This is a genomic window from Cellulosimicrobium funkei (genome assembly GCF_900155925.1).
Classification (GTDB): Bacteria; Actinomycetota; Actinomycetes; order Actinomycetales; family Cellulomonadaceae; genus Cellulosimicrobium; species Cellulosimicrobium funkei.
Genome location: NZ_FTMI01000003.1, coordinates 261,209 through 283,663, shown reverse-complemented (window position 1 = coordinate 283,663; position 22,455 = coordinate 261,209). Strand labels below are relative to the sequence as shown.

Genomic DNA, 22,455 nt, shown 5'->3' with positions numbered 1-22,455 from the left:
GGCTCACAGCGGCAGGAAGACGTCGACCGCCACCGCGACGAAGAGCAGGGTCAGGTACGTGATGGACGCGTGGAAGACCTTCATCTCCCCCACCTTGCCGCCCTTGCCGTCGGCCTTGTCGCGCGCCCGGCGCAGCATCGTCACGCACGACGACAGGAACCACGCGCCCAGGGCCGTGGCGACGACGCCGTAGACCCAGGTCATGCCGGCGAGCGGCCACAGCGCGAGGGACGAGGCCACCATCGCGACGCCGTAGAGGATCATCTCGCGCGCGACCTTGCTGTCGTCCGCGACGACGGGGAGCATCGGGACGCCCGCGTTCGCGTAGTCGCGCTTGAACTTCATCGAGAGCGGCCAGTAGTGCGGAGGGGTCCAGAAGAAGATGACGAGGAACAGCGCGAGCGCCGCCCAGCTCAGCGAGCCCGTGACCGCCGACCAGCCGATGAGCACCGGCATGCAGCCCGCGATGCCGCCCCACACGATGTTCTGCGGGGTGCGACGCTTGAGGATCATCGTGTAGCCGACGACGTAGATCGCGATCGCCCCGAAGGTCAGCCACGCGGAGACGACGTTGACCAGCAGCGCGAACCAGACCAGCGACACCACGCCGAGGACGGTGGCGAACACGAGCGCCGCGCGCGGGGTGATCTCGCCCGTGACGAGCGGGCGCCGCTTGGTGCGGTTCATGACCTCGTCGATGTCGCGGTCGAGGTAGCAGTTGTAGACGTTCGCGGAGGCCGCGGCGAGCGTGCCGCCGACGAGCGTCGCGAGGATGAGGCCCAGCCCGGGCAGCCCGCCCTGCGCCAGGAACATCGTCGGGACCGTCGTAACGAGGAGGAGCTCGATGATGCGCGGCTTGGTGAGGGCGACGTAGGCGCCGACCCGCTCGCGCAGGGCGCGCGTCGCGCGGGCGGCCTCGGCCGTCGGGGCGACGGGGGTCGCGGGGGCCGTCGGGGAGGACGGCTGCTGGGTCGACGCGGCGCTCGACGGGCTTCCGGTCCCGTCGATCGGTGCCTGGCTCGTGGTGTGCACGCGCTTCGGTGTTCCGTTCTGAGGTGGGGGGCGAGCTGGGACGGACCGCCGGTCGTCCTCGCTCATCGTACGTCCCCGCCTGCGCGGGGGCCGACCGGACGGGCCGGGCGATTGTGTGACATCCGACCGAAATCCAGCACGTGGGCACCGCCCGGCCGGGAACGGCGCGCGCGTATAGGCTGGTGCCCGCGACCGTCCCGCGTCGGACCGCCCGCCACGGACGTGGCCTCCGGGCCGCGACGGGCACCGGGCCGCCCCGCCCCCAGAGGCGTGAGGCCGGGAAATGTTCAACGGTTGCTTCGAGTTGTCGCGAGGATCCGGGGCGCGCGCTCCGGACGGGAATGAGGTTCGGTGAACGCGTTGTCCCCTGCTCACACGCCCCTGGACTGGACGGACCTGGACGACCGGGCCGTCAAGACGATCAAGGCGCTCGCCGCCGACGCCGTGGAGAAGGTGGGCAACGGCCACCCGGGCACCGCGATCTCGCTGGCCCCCGCCGCGTACCTGCTGTTCCAGAAGGTCATGCGCCACGACCCGTCCGACGACCACTGGGTGGGTCGTGACCGGTTCGTGCTCTCCGCGGGCCACTCGTCGCTGACGATCTACCTCCAGCTCTTCCTCGCCGGGTACGGCCTGGAGATGGAGGACATCGAGGCGCTGCGCACGTGGGGCTCCAAGACCCCCGGCCACCCCGAGTACAAGCACACCCGCGGCGTGGAGATCACGACCGGCCCGCTCGGCCAGGGCCTCGCGTCGTCGGTCGGCATGGCGTTCGCGGCGCGCCGCGAGCGCGGCCTGCTCGACCCGTCGACCACGGCGGGCGAGTCTCCGTTCGACCACCACGTCTACGTCATCGCCTCCGACGGCGACCTGCAGGAGGGCGTGACGAGCGAGGCCTCCTCGCTCGCGGGCCACCAGCAGCTCGGCAACCTCGTCGTGATCTGGGACGACAACAAGATCTCGATCGAGGACGACACGGACATCGCGTTCACGGAGGACGTCCTCGCGCGCTACGCCGCGTACGGCTGGCACACCCAGCGCGTCGACTGGACCAACGGCGGCACGGGCTACGCGGAGGACGTCGACGCGCTGCACGCCGCGATCGAGGCCGCCAAGGCCGAGACGGGCAAGCCGTCGATCATCGCGCTGCGCACGATCATCGGGTACCCGTCGCCCACGAAGCAGAACACCGGCGGCATCCACGGCTCCGCCATGGGCGCCGACGAGATCAAGGGCCTCAAGGTCGAGCTCGGCCTCGACCCCGAGGCGAGCTTCGCGATCGACGACGAGGTGCTCGCGTACACGCGCGCCGTCGGCGAGCGCCAGGCCGACGCCCGCGCCGCCTGGGACCGGGCGTTCGAGGCGTGGAAGACGGCGAACCCGTCCGGCGCGGAGCTGCTCGACCGCCTCTCGCGCCGCGAGCTCCCGGCCGGCTGGGAGGACGCGCTCCCCACGTTCGAGGCGGGCAAGGCCGTCGCGACGCGTTCCGCGTCCGGCAAGGTCCTCACCGCGCTCAAGGACGTGCTGCCCGAGCTCTGGGGCGGCTCCGCCGACCTCGCGGGCTCGAACAACACGACGATGGACGGTGAGCCGTCGTTCGTGCCGGCCGAGCACGCGACGAAGAAGTTCCCGGGCCACGAGTACGGCCGCACGCTGCACTTCGGCATCCGCGAGCACGCCATGGGCGCGATCCTCAACGGCATCGTCCTGCACGGCGGGACGCGGGCCTACGGCGGCACGTTCCTCCAGTTCAGCGACTACATGCGTCCCGCCGTCCGGCTCGCCGCTCTCATGGAGATCCCCACGACGTTCGTGTGGACGCACGACTCGATCGGCCTCGGCGAGGACGGCCCGACGCACCAGCCCGTCGAGCACCTCGCGGCGCTGCGCGCGATCCCGGGCCTCGACGTCGTGCGCCCGGCCGACGCGAACGAGACCGCGTGGGCCTGGCGCACCGTGCTCGAGAACACCGAGCGCCCGGCGGGCCTCATCCTCACGCGCCAGAACGTGCCGACGTTCCCGCGCGGGACGGACGGCTACGCCGACGCGTCCGGCACGGCGCGCGGTGGCTACGTGCTGCTCGACACCGAGGGCACGCCGGACGTCATCCTCATCGGCACCGGCTCCGAGGTGCAGCTCGCCGTCGAGGCGCGCGAGATCCTCGCGGCCGAGGGCGTGCAGGCGCGCGTCGTGTCGCTGCCGAGCCGCGAGTGGTTCGACGGCCAGGACGACGCCTACCGCGAGTCGGTCCTGCCGTCCGCCGTCCGCGCGCGCGTCTCGGTCGAGGCGGGCGTCGCGCAGGGCTGGCGCGAGCTCGTCGGCGACGCCGGCCGCTCCGTGAGCCTCGAGCACTACGGCGCGTCCGCGGACTACCAGGTGCTGTACCGCGAGTTCGGCATCACGTCCGAGGCCGTCGCGACGGCGGCGCGCGAGTCGATCGCCGCGGCGCGCGGCGACGACGCCCCGGGCGCCGAGCCCACCCCCTCGGAGGGCGGCACTGGCGACCTGCGCTGACCCTTCGTAGATTCCGAGGTGGGGCCGTGCACGCGGCCCCACCTCGGGACACCCCGGACGACCGCCACGGGCGGCGACCCGGGCGCACGCCCGCAGCGAGAGCACCACGAGAGGAAGTCCGATGACGCAGCCCACCACCGTCCCCGGCCCCATCGAGCAGCTCACGGGAGCGGGCGTGTCGATCTGGCTCGACGACCTCTCCCGAGAACGGCTGCGCACCGGCAACCTCGCCGAGCTGGTGGCGACGCGCGGCGTCGTCGGCGTGACCACGAACCCCACGATCTTCGCGTCGGCGCTCGCGAAGGGCGACGCCTACGACGCCCAGCTCGCCGACCTCGCGGCCGCGGGCACCGACGACGCGGCCGTGGAGGCCGCCGTCGAGCGCATCACGACGGACGACGTGCGCGCCGCCGCCGACCTCCTGCGCCCCGTCTACGACGCCACCGACGGCGTCGACGGGCGCGTCTCGATCGAGGTCGACCCGCGCCTCGCCCACGACGCCGACGCGACGGTCGTCACGGCGGAGCGCCTGTGGCGCACGATCGACCGCCCGAACGTCTACATCAAGATCCCGGCGACCGTCGCGGGCCTCGACGCGATCACGCGCACGCTCGCGCAGGGCATCAGCGTCAACGTGACCCTCATCTTCTCCCTCGCGCGCTACCGCGCGGTCATGGAGGCGTTCGCGATCGGGCTGGAGCAGGCGCGCGCCGACGGCGTGGACCTCGCGCCCGTGGGCTCCGTCGCCTCGTTCTTCGTCTCGCGCGTCGACACCGCGGTGGACGCCGCGCTCGAGAAGGTCGGGACGCCCGAGGCGCTCGACCTGCGCGGGCAGACCGCCGTGGCGAACGCGCGCCTCGCGTTCGAGGCGTACGAGGAGTTCCGCCAGACGGACCGCTGGCGCTCGCTCGTCGCGTCCGGCGCGCAGCCCCAGCGCCCCCTGTGGGCCTCGACGGGCGTGAAGAACCCCGAGTACCGCGACACCATGTACGTCGACGAGCTCGTCACGGACGGCGTCGTGAACACCATGCCCGAGGCGACGCTCCAGGCGTTCGCGGACCACGGCGTCGTGACGGGCGACACGATCACCGGCACGGCGACCGCGTCGCGGCGCACGATCGAGACCGTCGAGTCGTTCGGCGTCTCCCTCGTCGAGGTCACCGACCGCCTCGAGGCCGAGGGCGTGCGCAAGTTCGAGGACAGCTGGACCGAGCTCCTCGCCACGACGCGCGACAACCTCCGCCGCCTCGCCTCCTCCTGACCTCCGGCGCGCGGCCGGCGTCCCGGCCGCGCGTCCGACCTGCGGGAACGGCGGCGCACCCCGTCGCGACGCCCCTATGATCCGCAGACGCCCCAGTCCTTCTGCAGTCCTCCGACCCCTCCCCGAACGGAACGGTGCCACCAGGTGAGACCGGCCAAGATCACGCCAGAGCACAACCCTCTGCGCGACCCCCTCGACCTGCGCCTGCCCCGGATCGCGGGCCCGTGCGGGCTCGTCATCTTCGGCGTCACGGGCGACCTCGCCCGCAAGAAGCTCATGCCCGCGGTCTACGACCTCGCCAACCGCGGGCTGCTCCCCCCGGGCTTCGCGCTCACGGGCTTCGCGCGCCGCGACTGGGAGGACCAGGACTTCGCGCAGGTCGTGCACGACGCCGTCAAGGAGCACGCGCGCACGCCGTTCCGCGAGGCGACGTGGCGCCAGCTCTCCGAGGGCATCCGGTTCGTCCAGGGCTCGTTCGACGACGACGAGGCGTTCGAGCGCCTGCGCGAGACGGTCGAGACGCTCGACGCCGAGCGCGGCACGGGCGGCAACCACGCGTTCTACCTGTCGGTCCCGCCGAGCGCGTTCCCCGTCGTGTGCCGCCAGCTCGCCGAGTCGGGGCTGTCCCGCTCGGCGGAGGACGCCTGGCGCCGCGTGGTCATCGAGAAGCCGTTCGGCCACGACCTCGCGAGCGCGCGCGAGCTCGACGCCGTCGTGTCGGAGGTCTTCCCGCCCGACTCGGTCTTCCGCATCGACCACTACCTCGGCAAGGAGACGGTCCAGAACCTCCTCGCCCTGCGCTTCGCCAACCAGATGTTCGAGCCCATCTGGAACGCGAACTACGTCGACCACGTGCAGATCACGATGGCCGAGGACATCGGCATCGGGGGCCGCGCCGGCTACTACGACGGCATCGGCGCCGCGCGCGACGTCATCCAGAACCACCTGCTCCAGCTGCTCGCGCTCGTCGCGATGGAGGAGCCGGTGTCGTTCGACGCGCCCTCCCTGCGGGCCGAGAAGATCAAGGCTCTCTCCGCCGTGCGGCTGCCGCGCGAGCTGTCCCGGCACACCGCCCGCGGGCAGTACGCCGCCGGCTGGCAGGGCGGCGAGGAGGTCATCGGCTTCCTCGAGGAGGACGGCATCCCCGACACCTCCACCACGGAGACGTACGCGGCGATCCGCGTCGACATCGACAACCGCCGCTGGGCGGGCGTCCCCTTCTACCTGCGCACGGGCAAGCGCCTCGGGCGCCGCGTGACCGAGGTCGCCGTCGTGTTCAAGAAGGCCCCGCACCTGCCGTTCGAGAGCTCGCAGGCGTCGGACCTCGGGAACAACGCGCTCGTGATCCGCGTCCAGCCGGACGAGGGCGTGACGATGCGCTTCGGCGCCAAGGTCCCGGGCACCGCGATGGAGGTCCGCGACGTGACGATGGACTTCGGCTACGGGCACGCGTTCACCGAGTCCTCGCCGGAGGCGTACGAGCGCCTCATCCTCGACGTCCTGCTCGGCGACCCGCCGCTGTTCCCCACGCGCGAGGAGGTCGAGCTCTCCTGGAAGATCCTCGACCCGATCACCGCGCACTGGGCGGCGAAGGGCAAGCCCGAGCCGTACCGGTCGGGGACGTGGGGCCCGGAGTCCGCCGACGCGATGCTCGCGCGCGACGGCCGCGCCTGGCGGCGCCCGTGACCGCGCCGGCGCCCGCCGAGCGGGCCACGCGCACCCGAGAGACCCCCCGACCCCGTCGTGCGCCGGTACGCGGCACGACCCTCCGACCGGCGAGGACCCCGCGATGATCATCGACCTGCCCGACACGACGACGAACGCGGTGAACAAGCGCCTCGTGCGCCTGCGCGACGAGGGCGGCGCGATCGCGCTGGGCCGCGTCCTCACGCTCGTCGTCATCGCGCGCGAGTCCGACGTCGAGACGTCGATCGAGGCCGCGAACGACGCGAGCCGCGAGCACCCGTGCCGCGTCATCGTCGTCGCGCCGTCGGGGCGCAGCGCGACGCCGCACCTCGACGCGCAGATCCGCGTCGGCGGCGACGCGGGCGCGTCCGAGGTGGTCGTGCTCCGCACCGCCGGGCCGCTGCTCGAGCACGCGGACACGCTCGTCATGCCGCTCCTGCTGCCCGACGCGCCCATCGTCGTGTGGTGGCCGGGCCAGCCGCCCGCGTCCCCCGACGACGACCCGGTCGGCGCCATGGCGCAACGGCGCATCACCGACTCGATCACCGCGAAGGACCCCGAGGCGACGCTCGCGCAGCTCGCGCAGACGTACGGACCGGGCGACTCCGACCTCGCGTGGGCCCGCGTGACGCTGTGGCGCGGCCTCATCGCCGCGGCGCTCGACCAGCCGCCCTACGAGCCGGTGACGAGCGTCGTCGTCGAGGGCCAGGCGAAGCACACGTCGCTCGACCTGCTCGCCGCGTGGCTGGGCTCGCGCCTGCGCTGCCCGGCCCAGGTGGTGCGACGGCGCGGCGCCGAGGCGATCACGCGCGTGACCCTCGAGCGCAAGAGCGGCCCGATCGTCCTCGACCGCCCCGACGGCCGCACGGTGACGATCAGCCAGCCGGGCAAGCCCGACCGCCGCGTCGCGCTGCCCATCCGGACGCTCAGCGAGGCCCTCATCGAGGAGCTCCGCCGCCTGGACCCTGACGAGATCTACGGCGAGGTGCTCACCAAGGGCCTGCAGAAGGTGGGCGCATGACCGCCGCGGGGCCGGGCACCCCGGCGCGCCTCGTCGTCGTGCACCCCGACGCCGGCGTGCTCGCCGAGGCGGTGGCGTCGCGGCTCGTGACCCGCCTGCTCGACATGCAGTCGGTCCGCCGGCCCGTGCACGTCGTGCTGACGGGTGGGACCGTCGGGATCGCGAGCCTGGCCGCGCTCGCGCGCCACCCCGCGCGCGACGCCGTCGACTGGTCGGGCGTGCACGTGTGGTGGGGCGACGAGCGCTTCCTCGCGTCCGGCGACGGCGAGCGCAACGAGACGCAGGCGCGCGCGGCGCTGCTCGACCACCTGCCGCACCTCCCGCCCGAGAACGTGCACCCGATGCCGGCCGCGGGCGCTGCGGCGACCCCGGAGGAGTCGGCGACCGCGTATGCGGCGACGCTCGCGGAGCACGCGCCGGACGGCGAGCAGGTCCCGGCCTTCGACGTCCTGCTGCTCGGCATGGGCCCCGACGGCCACGTCGCGTCGCTCTTCCCCGACCACCCCGGGCTCGACGTGACGGGCACCCCGACGGCGGGCGTCCACGGCTCCCCCAAGCCGCCGCCCGAGCGCGTCACGCTGACGTTCGAGGCGATCGCGCGGGCCCGTCAGGTGTGGGTGGTCGCGGCGGGCGCCGAGAAGGCCCCCGCGGTGGCGTCGGCCCTCGCCGGCGCGCCGGTGCGCGAGACCCCGGCCGCCGCGGTCGCGGGGACGGAGGCCACGCTGTGGCTCGTCGACGTCGCCGCGGCCGGCACCGGGACCCCGACCGAGACGGACGAGGGGCGCGCGTGACGACCGGCGGCGAGCACCCGGCGGACCCCGCGGCCACGTGGGACGCCGTCGACGCGTACTTCGCGCCCCTGGTGGCCGAGGACGACGTGCTCGCCGCCGCGTCGGCGCGCGCCCGGGACGCCGGGCTCCCGGAGATCCAGGTCTCCCCCGCCCAGGGCCGGCTGCTGCAGCTCCTCGCGCTCGCGTCGGGCGCGCGGCGGATCCTCGAGGTCGGCACCCTGGGCGGCTACTCGACGATCTGGCTCGCCCGGGCCCTGCCCGCCGACGGCACGCTCGTCACGTGCGAGATCGACCCGGCGCACGCCGCCGTCGCGCGCGAGTCGCTGGCCGCGGCCGGCCTCTCCGGGACGGTCGACGTCGTCGTCGGCCCGGCCGCCGACACGCTGCGGGGGCTCGTCGCGGACGGCGCCGCGCCGTTCGATCTCGTGTTCGTCGACGCGGACAAGCCCTCGAACCCGGTCTACCTCGACCTCGCGCTGCGGCTCTCGCGCCCCGGGACGCTCCTCGTCGTGGACAACACCGTCCGCGGCGGGGCCGTCGCGGACGCGGCGAGCACCGACCCGAACGTGCTCGGCGTGCGGGAGATCGCGGACCGCGTCGTCGCGGACCCGCGCCTCGACGCCACGGCCGTGCAGACCGTCGGGTCCAAGGGCTACGACGGCTTCGTGCTCGCGCGCGTGCGCGGCTGAGCCGCTATCCGTACCGCCCGGGCGGGGTTCAGCGGCCGCGGCGGGCGCGCAGCGCGGCGAGCGCCTCGTCGAGGATCGCGACGCCGTCCTCGTCGCTGCGCCGCTCCTTCACGTACGCGAGGTGCGTCTTGTAGGGCTCGTTGCGCGACGGCGTCGGCGGGTGCTCCTGGTCCTGACCGGCCGGGAACCCGCACCGCGGGCAGTCCCAGGTCTCCGGCGCCTCGATGCCCGCCTCCGACGAGAAGCTGGGTCGCGTCTCGTGACCGTTGGCGCACCAGTACGACACCCAGAAGCGCGGCGCGATCTCGCCGCGCTCGGACTCCCCGAGCGGTCCCGCCCCGACGCGCGACCCTCGGATCGCGTTACCACCTGCCACGTGCTCTCTCCCCCGTCCGTGCCGCCGTCGGCACTCGTTCCTGCCCGGACCGCGCGACCGTGCGCGGCTTGCCCCCTGCCGACTGCGGACTCTCCTGCCGTCCCGACGACGCCCCGGTGGGCGCGTGCGGTCAGACGACCTTCTGGAGGAGACCCAGGAGCACGATGACGACGGCCCAGACGAGGGCGAACGCCACGGTGATGCGGTTGAGGTTGCGCTCGGCGACGCCGGAGCTGCCCACGGAGCTCGAGATCCCGCCGCCGAACATGTCGGAGAGGCCGCCGCCCTTCCCCTTGTGCATGAGCACGAGCAGGGTGAGGAAGGCGCTGGTCAGCACCAGCAGGATCTGGAGGATGATGCGCAGCACGTCCACGAGTACGTCCTTGAGGCTCAGGGCCGGCCCGACCGATGTCGGGACCGACCGCACGGTTGTCGTGCACGGGCGTGACCCGCGGCACAGGGGACAAGAGTAGGCGACGCGAGGCCGCCGCGGCCAACCCCGTCCGCCGTCGTCCCCGGACGGCGGCCGACGGCCCCAGGACGCGGTCCCGGGGCCGTCGGTGCGGGGTGCGAGGCGGAGGTCAGGCGCCGGTCGCGTGCGACTGGTAGCGCGCGATCTTCGCGAACTCCTCGGGGTCGAGGCTCGCGCCGCCGACGAGCGCACCGTCGACGTCGGGCTGCGCCATGATCGCGGCCACGTTCGAGGACTTCACCGAGCCGCCGTACAGGATGCGCGTCGCGTTCGCGAGGTCCGCGTCGTAGAGGTCGCCGAGGGCGCCGCGGATCGCACCGCAGACCTCCTGGGCGTCCTCGGGCGTCGCTACCTCGCCCGTGCCGATGGCCCACACGGGCTCGTACGCGATGACGAGCGTCGCGAGCTGGGGGGCGGGGATGCCCGCGAGGGCGCCCTCGACCTGGGCGAGCGTGTAGGCGATCTGCTCGCCGGCCTTGCGCACGTCCAGGCCCTCGCCCACGCACAGGATCGGGGCGATGCCCTGACCCACGGCGGCGACGATCTTCTCGTTCACCAGGGCGTCGGTCTCGCCGTGGTACTGGCGGCGCTCCGAGTGCCCGATGGCGACGTAGCTCACGCCGAGCTTGGCCAGCATCGACGCCGAGATCTCGCCGGTGTACGCGCCCTCGGCGTGCGCCGAGACGTCCTGCGCGCCGTACTTGAGCTCGAGCTTGTCCGCGTCCACCAGCGTCTGCACCGACCGGAGGTCGGTGAACGGCGGCAGCACGGCGACCTCGACGGCCGCGTAGTCGTGCTTCGCGTCCTTCAGGGTCCACGCGAGCTTCTGCACGGTGTGGGTCGCCTGGTGGTGGTCCAGGTTCATCTTCCAGTTGCCCGCCATGAGCGGGGTGCGGGTGTTCGCCACGGGTCCTTCTTCTCTCTGTGGGGCCCGCGCCGCCCGCGGGAGCGGGCGGCGCGGAGGGGTACGGGGGGCGGTCAGCCCTCGAGGACGGAGATCCCCGGCAGGTCCTTGCCCTCGAGGAACTCGAGGCTCGCGCCGCCACCGGTCGAGATGTGGCTGAAGCCCGCCTCGTCGAAGCCGAGGATCCGGACCGCGGCGGCCGAGTCGCCGCCGCCGACGATGGTGAACGCGCCGTTCGACGTCGCGTCGACCAGGGCCTGGGCCACGGCGCGCGTCCCGCCCGAGAACGCCTCGAACTCGAACACGCCGGCGGGGCCGTTCCAGACCACGGTCTTCGCGTCGACGATCTTGCTCGCGAAGAGCTTGGCCGACTCGGGGCCGATGTCGAGGCCGATCTTGTCGGCCGGGATCGCGTCCGCGGCGACGACCTCGTGCGGCGAGTCCGCGGCGAACGCGTCGGCCACCACGATGTCCGTCGGCAGGACGATCTCGACGCCGTTCTTCTCCGCGTCCGCGAGGTAGCCCTTGACCGTGTCGATCTGGTCCTCCTCGAGGAGGGACTTCCCGACGCCGTAGCCCTTCGCCGCGAGGAACGTGAACACCATGCCGCCGCCGATGAGCAGGCGGTCCGCCTTGGTGAGCAGGTTCGCGATGACGCCCAGCTTGTCGGAGACCTTCGAGCCGCCGAGCACGACCGCGTAGGGGCGCTGCGGGTCCTCCGTCGCCTTGCGCAGCGAGTCGACCTCCTTGAGGACGAGCTCGCCCACCGCGGACGGGAGCACCTGCGCGACGTCGTAGACCGACGCCTGCTTGCGGTGCACGACGCCGAAGCCGTCGGAGACGAAGACGTCCGCGAGCTGCGCGAGGTCGCGGGCGAGCGCCTGGCGCTCCGCGTCGTCCTTCGACGTCTCGCGCGGGTCGAACCGGATGTTCTCCAGCAGCGCGACCTCGCCGTCGCCGAGCGCGGCGACCGTCTCGCGCGCCGAGTCGCCGACGACGTCCTGCGCCAGGTGCACCGGCACGCCGAGCAGCTCGCCCAGGCGGGCCGCGACGGGCGCGAGGGAGTACTTCGGGTCCGGCTCGCCCTTGGGGCGGCCGAGGTGCGCGGTGACGATGACCTTCGCGCCCGCGTCGGTCAGCTTCTTCAGCGTCGGGAGCGCGGCGCGGATGCGCCCGTCGTCCGTGATGGTCGTCCCGTCGAGCGGGACGTTGAAGTCGGAGCGGACGAGGACGCGCTTGCCGCGCAGGTCGCCCAGGGAGTCGATGGTCTTCATACGGTCTCCTACGGTTCTGTCGCCGTCGTGCGGGACGCCTGCCGGCAGCCGGCCCGGCCCGCACATGAGGACGTCCGCGTGCGCGTCACCGGGCGGTGCCGGGACGCGCACGCGGACGCATGGTGCTACGCAGGGATGTGCTGCGTCAGCAGGTGGCTCAGAGCTTCTCGCCGACCAGGGCGGTCAGCGCGACGAGGCTGTTCGAGTAGCCCCACTCGTTGTCGTACCAGGAGACGACCTTGACCTGGTCGCCGATCACCTTCGTGAGCTTCGAGTCGAAGATGCTCTGGTGCGGGTTGGTGACGATGTCGCTCGACACGATCTCGTCGTCGACGTACTCGAGGATGCCCTTGAGCGGGCCCTCGGCCGCCGCCTTGAGCGCGGCGTTGACCTCGTCCACCGTGACCTCGCGCGAGGCGGTGAAGGTGAGGTCGGTCGCCGAGCCCGTGATGACCGGGACGCGCAGCGCGTAGCCGTCCAGCTTGCCCTTGAGCTCGGGCAGGACGAGCGACACGGCCTTGGCCGCACCCGTCGAGGTCGGGACGATGTTCTGCGCGGCGGCGCGGGCGCGACGCAGGTCGCGGTGCGGGCCGTCCTGGAGGTTCTGGTCACCCGTGTAGGCGTGGATCGTGGTCATGAGACCACGCTCGATGCCGATCGAGTCGTTGAGCGCCTTCGCCAGCGGGGCGAGGCAGTTCGTGGTGCACGACGCGTTCGAGATGATGTGGTGCGCGGCCGGGTCGTACTGGTCCGAGTTCACGCCCATGACGAAGGTGGCGTCCTCGTTCTTGGCCGGGGCCGAGATGATGACCTTCTTGGCGCCGGCGTCGATGTGCGCCTTCGCCTTGGTCGCGTCGGTGAAGAAGCCGGTCGACTCGATGACGATGTCGGCGCCGAGCTCGCCCCAGGGGAGGTTCGCCGGGTCGCGCTCCGCGAGCGCACGGATCTTCTTGCCGTCGACGATGATGTTGTCGTCGTCGAAGTCGACGCTCAGCGGGAAACGGCCGAGGACCGTGTCGTACTTGAGCAGGTGCGCGAGCGTCTTGTTGTCCGTGAGGTCGTTCACGCCGACGATCTCGATGTCGGCGCCCGACTCGACGATGGCGCGGTAGAAGTTCCGTCCGATACGACCGAAGCCGTTGATACCGACGCGGATGGTCACAATGCCCTCCTCAGGGCGCGCCGGTTGTCCCGACGCACACGGTTGATGCCGAACGATCACGTACGCCGTCGTACGCAGGTGGTGATCGCGCCCGTGCCCCGCTGCCCGGATCCCGGCACAGCATCCTCCGTGCTCGTGGACCGTCACGGCGACAGCCGGGACCACCCACGCCCACGAGGGGTGTCAGCGAAGGAGCACGTCGTTGTCACCTGACACTGACGAGCCTATACCAACACCACTCCGTCATGTGACCTGAATCCCATGCTTCGGGACCATCGTCCCGCCGGTGCGTGACGTCCAGGGGACGGGCGCCACGGTGGCGGCCGAGCGGCGCGACGGTCGCGGGCGGAGGGCCGCGCTCCTCAGAGGTCGAGCAGCTCGGGGCTCAGCCCCGCCTCGGTGTCCGGGATGCCGAGCTCGGCGGCGCGCTTGTCCGCCGTCGAGAGCAGGCGCCGGATGCGCCCCGCGACGGCGTCCTTGGTGAGCGGCGGGTCCGCGAGCTGGCCGAGCTCCTCCAGCGACGCCTGCTTGTGCGCGAGGCGCAGCTCGCCCGCTTCGCGCAGGTGCTCCGGCAGGTCGGGGCCGAGGATCTCGAACGCCCGCTCGACCCGGGCGCCTGCCGCGACGGCGGCGCGCGCGGAGCGGCGCAGGTTGGCGTCGTCGAAGTTGGCGAGCCGGTTCGCCGTGCCGCGCACCTCACGACGCGCGCGACGCTCCTCCCAGACGAGGACCGCCTCGTGCGCGCCGAGGCGTGTGAGCAGCGCGCTGATCGCGTCGCCGTCGCGGATCACCACGCGGTCGATCCCGCGGACCTCGCGCGACTTGGCGGACACCCCGAGGCGCCGGGCCGCGCCGACGAGCGCGAGGGCGGCCTCCGGGCCGGGGCACGTGATCTCGAGGGCCGACGAGCGCCCGGGCTCCGTGAGGGACCCGTGGGCCAGGAAGGCGCCGCGCCACGCGGCCTCGGCCTCCTCCACGCCGCCGGAGACGACCTGCGGGGGCAGCCCGCGCACGGGCCGGCCGCGCTGGTCGAGGAGGCCGGTCTGGCGGGCCAGGGACTCGCCGTCGCGCACGACCCGCACGACGTACCGGCTGCTCTTGCGCAGCCCTCCGGCGGACACCACGATCAGCTCGCTGGTGTGGCCGTAGACGTCGGCGATGGTCTCGCGCAGGCGCCGCGCCGCGATGGCCGTGTCGAGCTCGGCCTCGATGACCACACGACCCGAGATGAGGTGCAGGCCGCCCGAGAAGCGGAGCATCGCGGACACCTCCGCCTTGCGGCACGAGGTCTTGTCCACCCGCAGTCGTGCCAGCTCGTCCTTCACCTGTGCCGTGAGCGCCATGCGGGACATCCTGCCACCGATGGGAGCGTGTCGCGGCGGCGTCCCGGAGCGCGGGGGCGGCCGCCGTGGTGTCCGGATCGCACCGTGGCGAGGGCCCGTCGCGCGCCCGGCCGTGGGGGTCGCAGCAGGCGGCGAGTGCTCAGGGGGCGGGCGAGCCGACGTCCCCGAGGACGTCGTCGAACACATCGCGGTAGGCCGCCGCGAGGCGCAGCGCGTCGTGCCGCGGCGTGCCGTCCCCCCGGCGGACCTGGCGCAGCAGGAGCCGGGCGCCCATGCGCGCCGCGGCCTCCGCGAGCTGCTCGGTGTCCTCGACGGCGGACGGGTCGGCCACGACGGCGTCGATCCGCAGCTCCGGCGCGTGCTTGTGCAGCACCTCCAGGTGTTCCGTCGCGGTGAGACCGAACGTCTCCCCCGTCTCGCTCGACAGGTTGAGCGTGACGCACCGGCGTGCCGAGGTCTCGTGCAGGGCTCGCGCGAGCTCGGGCACGAGCAGGTGCGGCATCACCGACGAGAACCACGACCCGGGGCCGAGCACGACCCAGTCCGCCTCCTCGACGGCCCGCACCGCCTCCAGGCACGCGGGCGGGTCGGCGGGCACGAGCCGGAGCTGCTCGATGCGGTCGTGGGTGACCGCGACGCGGCTCTGCCCGACGACCGTCTCGAGCCGGCCATCCGCCCAGACGTCCGCCTCGATCCGGAGCGGCACCGCCGCCATGGGGAGCACGCGCCCCCGCGCCCCGAGGAGCTTGCCGACCCAGTCGAGACCGGCCACCGGGTCGTCGAGCAGCTCCCACAGCGCGACGATGAGCAGGTTGCCCACCGCGTGGTTGTCGAGGTCGCCCTGCGACGTGAACCGGTGCTGCAGGAGCGCGCTCCACGTGCGGCCCCACTCGGAGTCGTCGCACAGGGCCGCGAGCGCCATGCGCAGGTCTCCCGGCGGCAGGACGCCGAGCTCCTCGCGCAGGCGTCCCGAGGAGCCGCCGTCGTCGGCGACGGTGACGACCGCCGTGAGGCGGTCGGACATGAGCCGCAGCGCCGACAGGCTCGCGGAGAGCCCGTGGCCGCCGCCCAGGGCGACGACGGCGGGGTTGCGCAGGTTGACCACGGCGCCGGTCACTCCTTGCCGAGGTCGCGGGCCGTGACGATGACGCGCTGCCCCTGGGCGCGCAGGCGTGCGGCGATCGCCTCGCTGATCGCGACGGACCGGTGCTTGCCGCCCGTGCAGCCGACGGCGATGGTCACGTACCGCTTCTCCTCCCCCAGGTAGCCGGCCAGCACGGGCTCGAGCGCGTTCACGTACCGGTCGACGAACTCGAGCGCGCCGGGGCGCCCGAGCACGTAGTCGCGCACGGGCGCGTCCCGGCCGGTGAGATGGCGCAGCTCGGTGATCCAGTAGGGGTTGGCGAGGAACCGCACGTCGACCACGTGGTCCGCGTCGAGCGGCAGCCCGTACTTGAACCCGAACGAGACGACGTTGATGCGCAGCGTCTCCGGCGTTCCGTCGGCGACGGCGGCGCGCACCTCGCGCGCGAGGTCGTGCACGGTGAGATCGGACGTGTCGATCACGACGTCGGACCGCTCCTCCAGGCTCGCGAGCAGACGGCGCTCCTCCGCGAGACCGTCGAGGATGCGCCCCTCCCCCTGCAGCGGGTGCGGGCGCCGGACCTGCTCGTAGCGCCGCACGAGCACCTCGTCGGACGCGTCGAGGAACAGGATGCGGTAGAACACGCCGCTCTGGCGCAGGTGGTCGAGCACCTCGACGAGGTCGGTGAAGAACTCGCGCCCGCGCACGTCGACGACGGCCGCGATGCGCTCGAGCGTCGAGCCGGACCGTGTCATGAGGTCCACGAGCGGGACGATCATGCGCGGCGGCAGGTTGTCGACGACGTACCAGTCGAGGTCCTCCAGCACGGCGGCGGCCCGGGTGCGGCCGGCACCCGACATGCCCGTGATGATGAGCACCTCGGCCTCGCTCGGCTCGGGGGCGTGGGTCGCGGCCTCGATCGCGGGGATGCCGCTGGGGACGGTGGTCGGGGAGGGCTCCGGCACGCGGGCAGGCTGGCCCTGCGGGCTGAGGTCCGGGGTCGGCTCCGAGGTCATGCCCCCAGCATGCCAGCCGTCACGCGCGGGCCGCGGCCTCGTCCTGCGCCGGAGTGTCCTGGGAGGGCCGCTCGTCCGTGGTCCCGCCGCCGAGCGCCGCGGCGACGGCCTGCGCCGTCCGCTCGCCCATGCCGCGGACGCTCGCGATCTCCTCGACGCTCGCGGCGCGCAGCCGCTTGAGGGAGCCGAAGTGCTTGAGGAGCGCGGTGCGTCGCGCGGGGCCGAGGCCGGGGACGTCGTCGAGCGCCGAGGCCGTCATGCCCTTGCTGCGCTGCCTGCGGTGCTGGGCGATCGCGAAGCGGTGCGCCTCGTCGCGGACGCGCTGGAGCAGGTACAGGCCCTCGGAGGAACGCTGGAGGATGACGGGGTACTCCTCCCCCGGCAGCCAGACCTCCTCGAGCCGCTTGGCGAGGCCGCACAGCGCGACGTCGTCGATGCCGAGGTCGGCCAGGGCGCGCGCCGCGGCGGCGACCTGCGGCGGGCCGCCGTCGACGACGACGAGGTTCGGCGGGTACGCGAAGCGCGCGCGCCGGTCCACGGGGGCGTCGGGGTCGACCTCGCCGCTGCGCGGCACGTAGCCCGCCGCCTCCGCGGCACGCTCCGCCCGGCGCGCCGCGGCGTCGGACCCGTCGACGACGTCGTCGGCCTCGAGGTCCAGCTCGACCTCGCCCGAGCGCGAGCGGTCGGACAGGTAGCGCTTGAAGCGGCGCGAGATCACCTCGTACATCGCCGCCGTGTCGTCGGCCGCGCCGTCGCCGTCCGGGCCGCGGACCGTGAAGTGCCGGTACTCGCTCTTGCGCGCGAGCCCGTCCTCGAAGACCACCATCGAGGCGACCTGGTACGTGCCCTGGTTGTGCGAGACGTCGTAGCACTCGATGCGCAGCGGCGCCGTCTCGAGCTCGAGCGCCTCCTGGATCTCGCGCAGCGCCTGGCTGCGGGTCGTGAGGTCGCCCGCGCGCCGCGTGCGGTGCAGCGCGAGCGCGTGCTCCGCGTTGGCGCGGACCGTCGCGGCGAGCTCCTTCTTGTCGCCGCGCTGCGGCACCCGGACGTCGACCCGCGCGCCCCGCAGCCCGGAGAGCCACGTGGTGACCTGGTCGGTGTCCGGCGGCAGGACGGGGACGAGGACCTCGCGCGGCACGGCGTCGCGCGCGAGGTCGCGCCCGGCGCGCGTCCCGGCGTCCGCCGCCACGGCCTCCTCCGCCGCGCCGTACACCTGCTGGAGCAGGTGCTCGACGAGCTCGGCGTCCGTGACGTCCTCGACCTTCTCGACGATCCAGCCGCGCTGACCCCGGATGCGACCGCCGCGCACGTGGAACACCTGGACGGCCGCCTCGAGCTCGTCGCCCACGAGCGCGAACACGTCCGCGTCGGTGCCGTCGCCGAGGACGACCGCGTTCTTCTCCGTCGCGCGCTGGAGCGCGGCGATGTCGTCGCGCAGCCGTGCCGCGGCCTCGTACTCCATCGCGGCGGCGGCCTCGTTCATCTTGCGCTCGAGCCGGCGCACGAACCGCTGCGTGTCGCCCGCCATGAAGTCGCAGAAGTCCTCGGCGAGCGCCTTGTGGTCCTCGGGCGTGATGCGCCCGACGCACGGCGCCGAGCACTTGTCGATGTAGCCGAGCAGGCACGGCCGACCCGTCTGGTGGGCGCGCTTGAAGACCCCCGCCGAGCACGTGCGCACGGGGAACACCCGCAGCAGGAGGTCGAGCGTCTCGCGGATCGCCCACGCGTGGCCGTAGGGCCCGAAGTACCGCGTGCCGGGCCGCTTCGCGCCGCGCATCACCTGGGCGCGCGGGAACTCCTCGCCCATCGTCACCGCGAGGTACGGGTACGACTTGTCGTCGCGGTACTTGACGTTGAACCGCGGGTCGAACTCCTTGATCCACGTGTACTCGAGCGCGAGGGCCTCGACCTCGGTGCCGACGACCGTCCACTCGACCGACGCGGCCGTCGTGACCATCGTCTGGGTGCGGTGGTGCAGGTTCGCGACGTCCTGGAAGTAGTTCGACAGGCGCGCGCGCAGGTTCTTGGCCTTGCCGACGTAGATCACGCGGCCGTGCTCGTCGCGGAACCGGTAGACGCCCGGCGACGTGGGGATCTCCCCCGGCGCAGGGCGGTACGTCGCGGGATCTGCCATGTTCTCCAGCCTAGGTCAGGCCACCGACGCCGGTGGCTGTGGGGGTGGGGCGGCCCGTGGACGCGGGGACGCGGCGACGACGCCGTGTGACGCGCGTCACCGGCCGTTAGGGTGTCGGCCATGAGCGCACAGCACGGCTACGCCGCGACGACCCGCTGGACCGGCGCGGGCGACCGCGGCACCGCGTCCTACACCGCCTACAGCCGCGACCACGAGGTGCTCCTCGACGGGAGGCCGCCGCTGCCCGGCTCCGCGGACCCGGCGTTCCGCGGCGACCCGACCCGGTACAGCCCCGAAGAGCTGTTCCTCGCGAGCCTGTCGCAGTGCCACATGCTGTGGTTCCTCCACCTCGCGGCGGCGGCGGGCGTCGTCGTGCGCGAGTACGTCGACGACGCGACCGGCACCATGCGGGTCGAGTCCGGGGGCGAGGGCCAGTTCACGGACGTCACGCTGCACCCGCGCGTGGTGGTCGACGACGGACCCGGCACGGACGAGGCGGCGCTGGCGGCCCTCCACCAGCGCGCGCACGACCACTGCTTCATCGCGCGCTCGGTGAACTTCCGCGTGCTCGTCGAGCCGGCGCCCGCCCGGCGCGCCGCCGCCTGACGCCGGGCGCGGCGAGCACGCGGCGAGCGCCGAGCACGCCGCGCGGGTGCGGGCCTGGTCGACCCGCACCCGTGCCGCTCCGTGGCTAGGCCGCAGACGCCTTGCGGCGCCCCGTCTTCGGCTTCTCGTCGGTCGCCCGCCGCGCCGCCGCGGACCGGCCCTTCGTCGACTTGGCGGCCTTCGCCGCAGGCGCCGACGCACCGGAGGACGCCGACGGCGCGGGCCCGACGGGCACGGGGTCGTGCCCCTCGAGGATCTCCGCGAGGAAGCGCCCGGTGTGGCTCGCCTCCACGCGCGCGACCTGCTCGGGCGTCCCCTGCGCGACGACCTTGCCGCCGCCGGAGCCTCCCTCGGGTCCCATGTCGACGACCCAGTCCGCGCTCTTGATGACGTCGAGGTTGTGCTCGATGACGAGGACGCTGTTGCCCTTGTCGACCAGCGACTGGAGCACGCCGAGCAGCTTGCGGATGTCCTCGAAGTGCAGGCCCGTCGTCGGCTCGTCGAGCACGTAGATCGTGCGGCCCGTCGAGCGCTTCTGCAGCTCGCTCGCGAGCTTGACGCGCTGCGCCTCGCCGCCCGAGAGCGTCGGGGCCGGCTGCCCGAGCCGGACGTAGCCCAGCCCGACCTCGACGAGCGTCTTGAGGTGCCGCGAGATCGCGGGCACGGCCGCGAAGAACTCGGACGCCTCCTCGATCGGCATGTCGAGCACGTCCGCGACGGTCTTGCCCTTGAAGTGCACCTCGAGCGTCTCGCGGTTGTAGCGCGCGCCGTGGCACACCTCGCACGGCACGTAGACGTCCGGGAGGAAGTTCATCTCGATCTTCAGCGTGCCGTCGCCCGAGCACGCCTCGCAGCGGCCGCCCTTGACGTTGAACGAGAACCGGCCCGGCGTGTACCCGCGCACCTTGGCCTCGGTCGTCTCCGCGAACAGCTTGCGCACGTGGTCCCACACGCCGGTGTACGTCGCGGGGTTCGACCGCGGCGTGCGCCCGATCGGGCCCTGGTCCACGTGCACGACCTTGTCGAGGTGCTCGAGGCCGGTGACGCGCGTGTGGCGGCCCGCGACCTGCCGGGCCCCGTTGAGCTCGTTGGCGAGCACGGTGTACAGGATCGAGTTCACGAGCGTCGACTTGCCGGAGCCGGAGACGCCCGTGACCGCGGTGAACGTGCCGAGCGGGAAGCTCACGTCGATGCCCGTGAGGTTGTGCTCGCGCGCGCCGACGACCTTGATCTGACGGCCCGGGTCCGTCGGACGCCGCTGCGCCGGCAGCGGGATGCTGCGCCGCCCCGACAGGTACGCGCCCGTGACGGACTCCGGCGCCTCGAGCAGGCCCGCGTAGTCGCCCGAGTGCACGACGCGCCCCCCGTGCTCCCCCGCGCCCGGGCCGATGTCGACGACCCAGTCCGCGGTGCGGATGGTGTCCTCGTCGTGCTCGACGACGATGAGCGTGTTCCCGAGGTCGCGCAGGCGCGTGAGCGTCTCGATGAGCCGGCGGTTGTCGCGCTGGTGCAGGCCGATGCTCGGCTCGTCCAGCACGTAGAGCACGCCGACCAGGCCCGAGCCGATCTGCGTCGCGAGCCGGATGCGCTGCGCCTCGCCGCCGGAGAGCGTCGCGGCCGGTCGCTCGAGCGAGAGGTAGTCGAGGCCGACGTCGAGCAGGAACCCGAGGCGCGCGTCGATCTCCTTGAGGACCTCGGTCGCGATGGCGCGCTCGCGCGCGCCGAGCTCGAGCGAGCCGAGGAACGCCGCGGCCTCGCGCAGGGGCAGGCGGCACACGTCCCAGATGGACCTGCCGCCGACCTTGACCGCGAGCACCTCCGGCTTGAGGCGTGCCCCCTGGCACACGGGGCACGGGACCTCGCGCATGAAGGCCTCGTACTTCTCCTTCGACCAGTCCGACTCGGTCTCGGTGTGCCGGCGCTCGAGGAAGGTGATGACGCCCTCGAAGCCGGTCGAGTACTGCCGCTCACGGCCCCAGCGGTTCTTGTACCGCACGTGCACCTGGTGGTTCTGGCCGTGGAGCACGGCCTTCTTCGCGCGCTCGGGCAGTGCGCGCCACGGCGTGTCCATGGAGAAGCCCAGGTCGTCCGCGAGCGCCGTGAGGACGCGCTCGAAGTACTCCGACGAGATCTGCGCCCACGGCGCGACCGCGCCCTCGCGCAGCGACTTCTCGTCGTCCGGCACCACGAGGTCCGGGTCCACCTCGAGACGGAACCCGATGCCCGTGCACTCCGGGCACGCGCCGTACGGGGCGTTGAAGGAGAACGTGCGCGGCTCGATCTCGTCGAGCGCGAGCTCGTGGTCGTTCGGGCACGCGCGCTTCTCCGAGAAACGGCGCTCCCGGGCCGGGTCGTCCGCGTCCGCGTCGACGAGCTCGACGACGACGAGCCCGCCCGCGAGCCCGAGGGCCGTCTCGACCGAGTCGGTGAGCCGGCGCTGGACGCCCTCGCGCGCGACGAGGCGGTCGACGACCACCTCGATGTCGTGCTTGAGCTTCTTCTCGAGCGCCGGGACGTCCGTGAGGGTGCGCACCTCGCCGTCGACGCGGGCGCGGGCGAAGCCCTTGGTCTGCAGCTCCTTGAAGAGCTCGGAGTACTCGCCCTTGCGGCCGCGCACGACCGGGGCGAGGACCTGGTAGCGCGTGCCCTCGGGCAGCTCGAGGAGGCGGTCGACGATCTGCTGCGGGGTCTGCGCGGTGACGCGCTCGCCGCACACCGGGCAGTGCTGCGTCCCGGCGCGCGAGAACAGCAGGCGCAGGTAGTCGTAGACCTCGGTGATGGTGCCGACGGTCGAGCGCGGGTTGCGGTTCGTGGACTTCTGGTCGATCGATACCGCGGGCGACAGGCCCTCGATGAAGTCGACGTCCGGCTTGTCCATCTGGCCGAGGAACTGGCGCGCGTACGCGGACAGCGACTCGACGTACCGGCGCTGCCCCTCCGCGAAGATGGTGTCGAAGGCGAGCGACGACTTGCCCGAGCCGGAGAGCCCCGTGAAGACGATGAGCTTGTCGCGCGGGAGGTCGAGGTCGACGTTGCGCAGGTTGTGCTCGCGGGCACCGGAGATGACGAGGCGATTGCTCACCGCAGCAT

Annotated in this window: 18 protein-coding genes; 7 read left to right on the top strand and 11 right to left on the bottom strand. The window is 73.2% G+C overall.

Annotation, left to right across the window (positions count from 1 at the left end):
* Positions 1–3: 3 nt before the first annotated feature.
* Positions 4–1,032: a heme o synthase gene (locus BXA05_RS09380; RefSeq protein ID WP_076404800.1), complete on the bottom strand. Its 1,029-nt coding sequence runs from the start codon at positions 1,030–1,032 to the stop codon at positions 4–6.
* 351 nt (positions 1,033–1,383) lie between these two features.
* On the opposite strand from BXA05_RS09380, the gene tkt reads away from it, so the two are divergent.
* From tkt to BXA05_RS09350, 6 genes are all read left to right on the top strand, one after another.
* Complete coding sequence (gene tkt, locus BXA05_RS09375; protein WP_076404799.1) at positions 1,384–3,546, top strand: transketolase; 2,163 nt, start codon at positions 1,384–1,386, stop codon at positions 3,544–3,546.
* Between the two features lie 121 nt (positions 3,547–3,667).
* On the top strand, positions 3,668–4,807 hold the full coding sequence (tal, locus tag BXA05_RS09370; protein WP_021482498.1) for a transaldolase: 1,140 nt from the start codon (positions 3,668–3,670) through the stop codon (positions 4,805–4,807).
* A gap of 144 nt (positions 4,808–4,951) precedes the next feature.
* Positions 4,952–6,493 carry a glucose-6-phosphate dehydrogenase gene (zwf, locus tag BXA05_RS09365; protein ID WP_076404798.1) on the top strand — a complete coding sequence of 514 codons (1,542 nt, stop codon included), beginning with the start codon at positions 4,952–4,954 and terminating at the stop codon, positions 6,491–6,493.
* A gap of 103 nt (positions 6,494–6,596) precedes the next feature.
* Positions 6,597–7,514, top strand: coding sequence for a glucose-6-phosphate dehydrogenase assembly protein OpcA (gene opcA, locus BXA05_RS09360; protein ID WP_034655766.1), 918 nt, complete (start codon positions 6,597–6,599; stop codon positions 7,512–7,514).
* Positions 7,511–8,305, top strand: coding sequence for a 6-phosphogluconolactonase (pgl, locus tag BXA05_RS09355; RefSeq protein WP_076404797.1), 795 nt, complete (start codon positions 7,511–7,513; stop codon positions 8,303–8,305). The genes opcA and pgl overlap by 4 nt, the downstream gene beginning before the upstream one ends.
* Positions 8,302–8,994 carry an O-methyltransferase gene (locus BXA05_RS09350; RefSeq protein ID WP_076404796.1) on the top strand — a complete coding sequence of 231 codons (693 nt, stop codon included), beginning with the start codon at positions 8,302–8,304 and terminating at the stop codon, positions 8,992–8,994. The genes pgl and BXA05_RS09350 overlap by 4 nt, the downstream gene beginning before the upstream one ends.
* A gap of 28 nt (positions 8,995–9,022) precedes the next feature.
* Here the strand turns inward: BXA05_RS09350 and BXA05_RS09345 are convergent, their stop codons facing one another.
* The 9 genes from BXA05_RS09345 to uvrC form a co-directional block, all read right to left on the bottom strand.
* Positions 9,023–9,370 carry an RNA polymerase-binding protein RbpA gene (locus BXA05_RS09345; protein WP_021481809.1) on the bottom strand — a complete coding sequence of 116 codons (348 nt, stop codon included), beginning with the start codon at positions 9,368–9,370 and terminating at the stop codon, positions 9,023–9,025.
* A gap of 130 nt (positions 9,371–9,500) precedes the next feature.
* Positions 9,501–9,743 carry a preprotein translocase subunit SecG gene (gene secG, locus BXA05_RS09340; RefSeq protein ID WP_021481808.1) on the bottom strand — a complete coding sequence of 81 codons (243 nt, stop codon included), beginning with the start codon at positions 9,741–9,743 and terminating at the stop codon, positions 9,501–9,503.
* A gap of 208 nt (positions 9,744–9,951) precedes the next feature.
* Complete coding sequence (gene tpiA / locus BXA05_RS09335; RefSeq protein ID WP_074806672.1) at positions 9,952–10,749, bottom strand: triose-phosphate isomerase; 798 nt, start codon at positions 10,747–10,749, stop codon at positions 9,952–9,954.
* Positions 10,750–10,820: 71 nt separating this feature from the next.
* Positions 10,821–12,020, bottom strand: coding sequence for a phosphoglycerate kinase (locus tag BXA05_RS09330; protein WP_076404795.1), 1,200 nt, complete (start codon positions 12,018–12,020; stop codon positions 10,821–10,823).
* Between the two features lie 157 nt (positions 12,021–12,177).
* Positions 12,178–13,182: a type I glyceraldehyde-3-phosphate dehydrogenase gene (gap, locus tag BXA05_RS09325; protein ID WP_021481805.1), complete on the bottom strand. Its 1,005-nt coding sequence runs from the start codon at positions 13,180–13,182 to the stop codon at positions 12,178–12,180.
* 362 nt (positions 13,183–13,544) lie between these two features.
* On the bottom strand, positions 13,545–14,525 hold the full coding sequence (whiA, locus tag BXA05_RS09320; RefSeq protein ID WP_034655142.1) for a DNA-binding protein WhiA: 981 nt from the start codon (positions 14,523–14,525) through the stop codon (positions 13,545–13,547).
* 139 nt (positions 14,526–14,664) lie between these two features.
* The gene (locus tag BXA05_RS09315; protein WP_076405020.1) at positions 14,665–15,630 is read right to left on the bottom strand and encodes a gluconeogenesis factor YvcK family protein; all 966 of its coding nucleotides are present in this window, start codon (positions 15,628–15,630) and stop codon (positions 14,665–14,667) included.
* Positions 15,631–15,638: 8 nt separating this feature from the next.
* Positions 15,639–16,625 carry an RNase adapter RapZ gene (gene rapZ, locus BXA05_RS09310; RefSeq protein WP_076404794.1) on the bottom strand — a complete coding sequence of 329 codons (987 nt, stop codon included), beginning with the start codon at positions 16,623–16,625 and terminating at the stop codon, positions 15,639–15,641.
* Between the two features lie 19 nt (positions 16,626–16,644).
* Positions 16,645–18,759, bottom strand: coding sequence for an excinuclease ABC subunit UvrC (gene uvrC, locus BXA05_RS09305; RefSeq protein ID WP_076404793.1), 2,115 nt, complete (start codon positions 18,757–18,759; stop codon positions 16,645–16,647).
* Positions 18,760–18,879: 120 nt separating this feature from the next.
* Between uvrC and BXA05_RS09300 the strand changes: the two genes are divergently transcribed.
* Positions 18,880–19,365, top strand: coding sequence for an OsmC family protein (locus BXA05_RS09300; RefSeq protein WP_076405019.1), 486 nt, complete (start codon positions 18,880–18,882; stop codon positions 19,363–19,365).
* Positions 19,366–19,450: 85 nt separating this feature from the next.
* Here BXA05_RS09300 and uvrA read toward each other — a convergent pair whose 3' ends face one another.
* Positions 19,451–22,447: an excinuclease ABC subunit UvrA gene (gene uvrA / locus BXA05_RS09295; RefSeq protein WP_076404792.1), complete on the bottom strand. Its 2,997-nt coding sequence runs from the start codon at positions 22,445–22,447 to the stop codon at positions 19,451–19,453.
* Positions 22,448–22,455 lie beyond the last annotated feature (8 nt).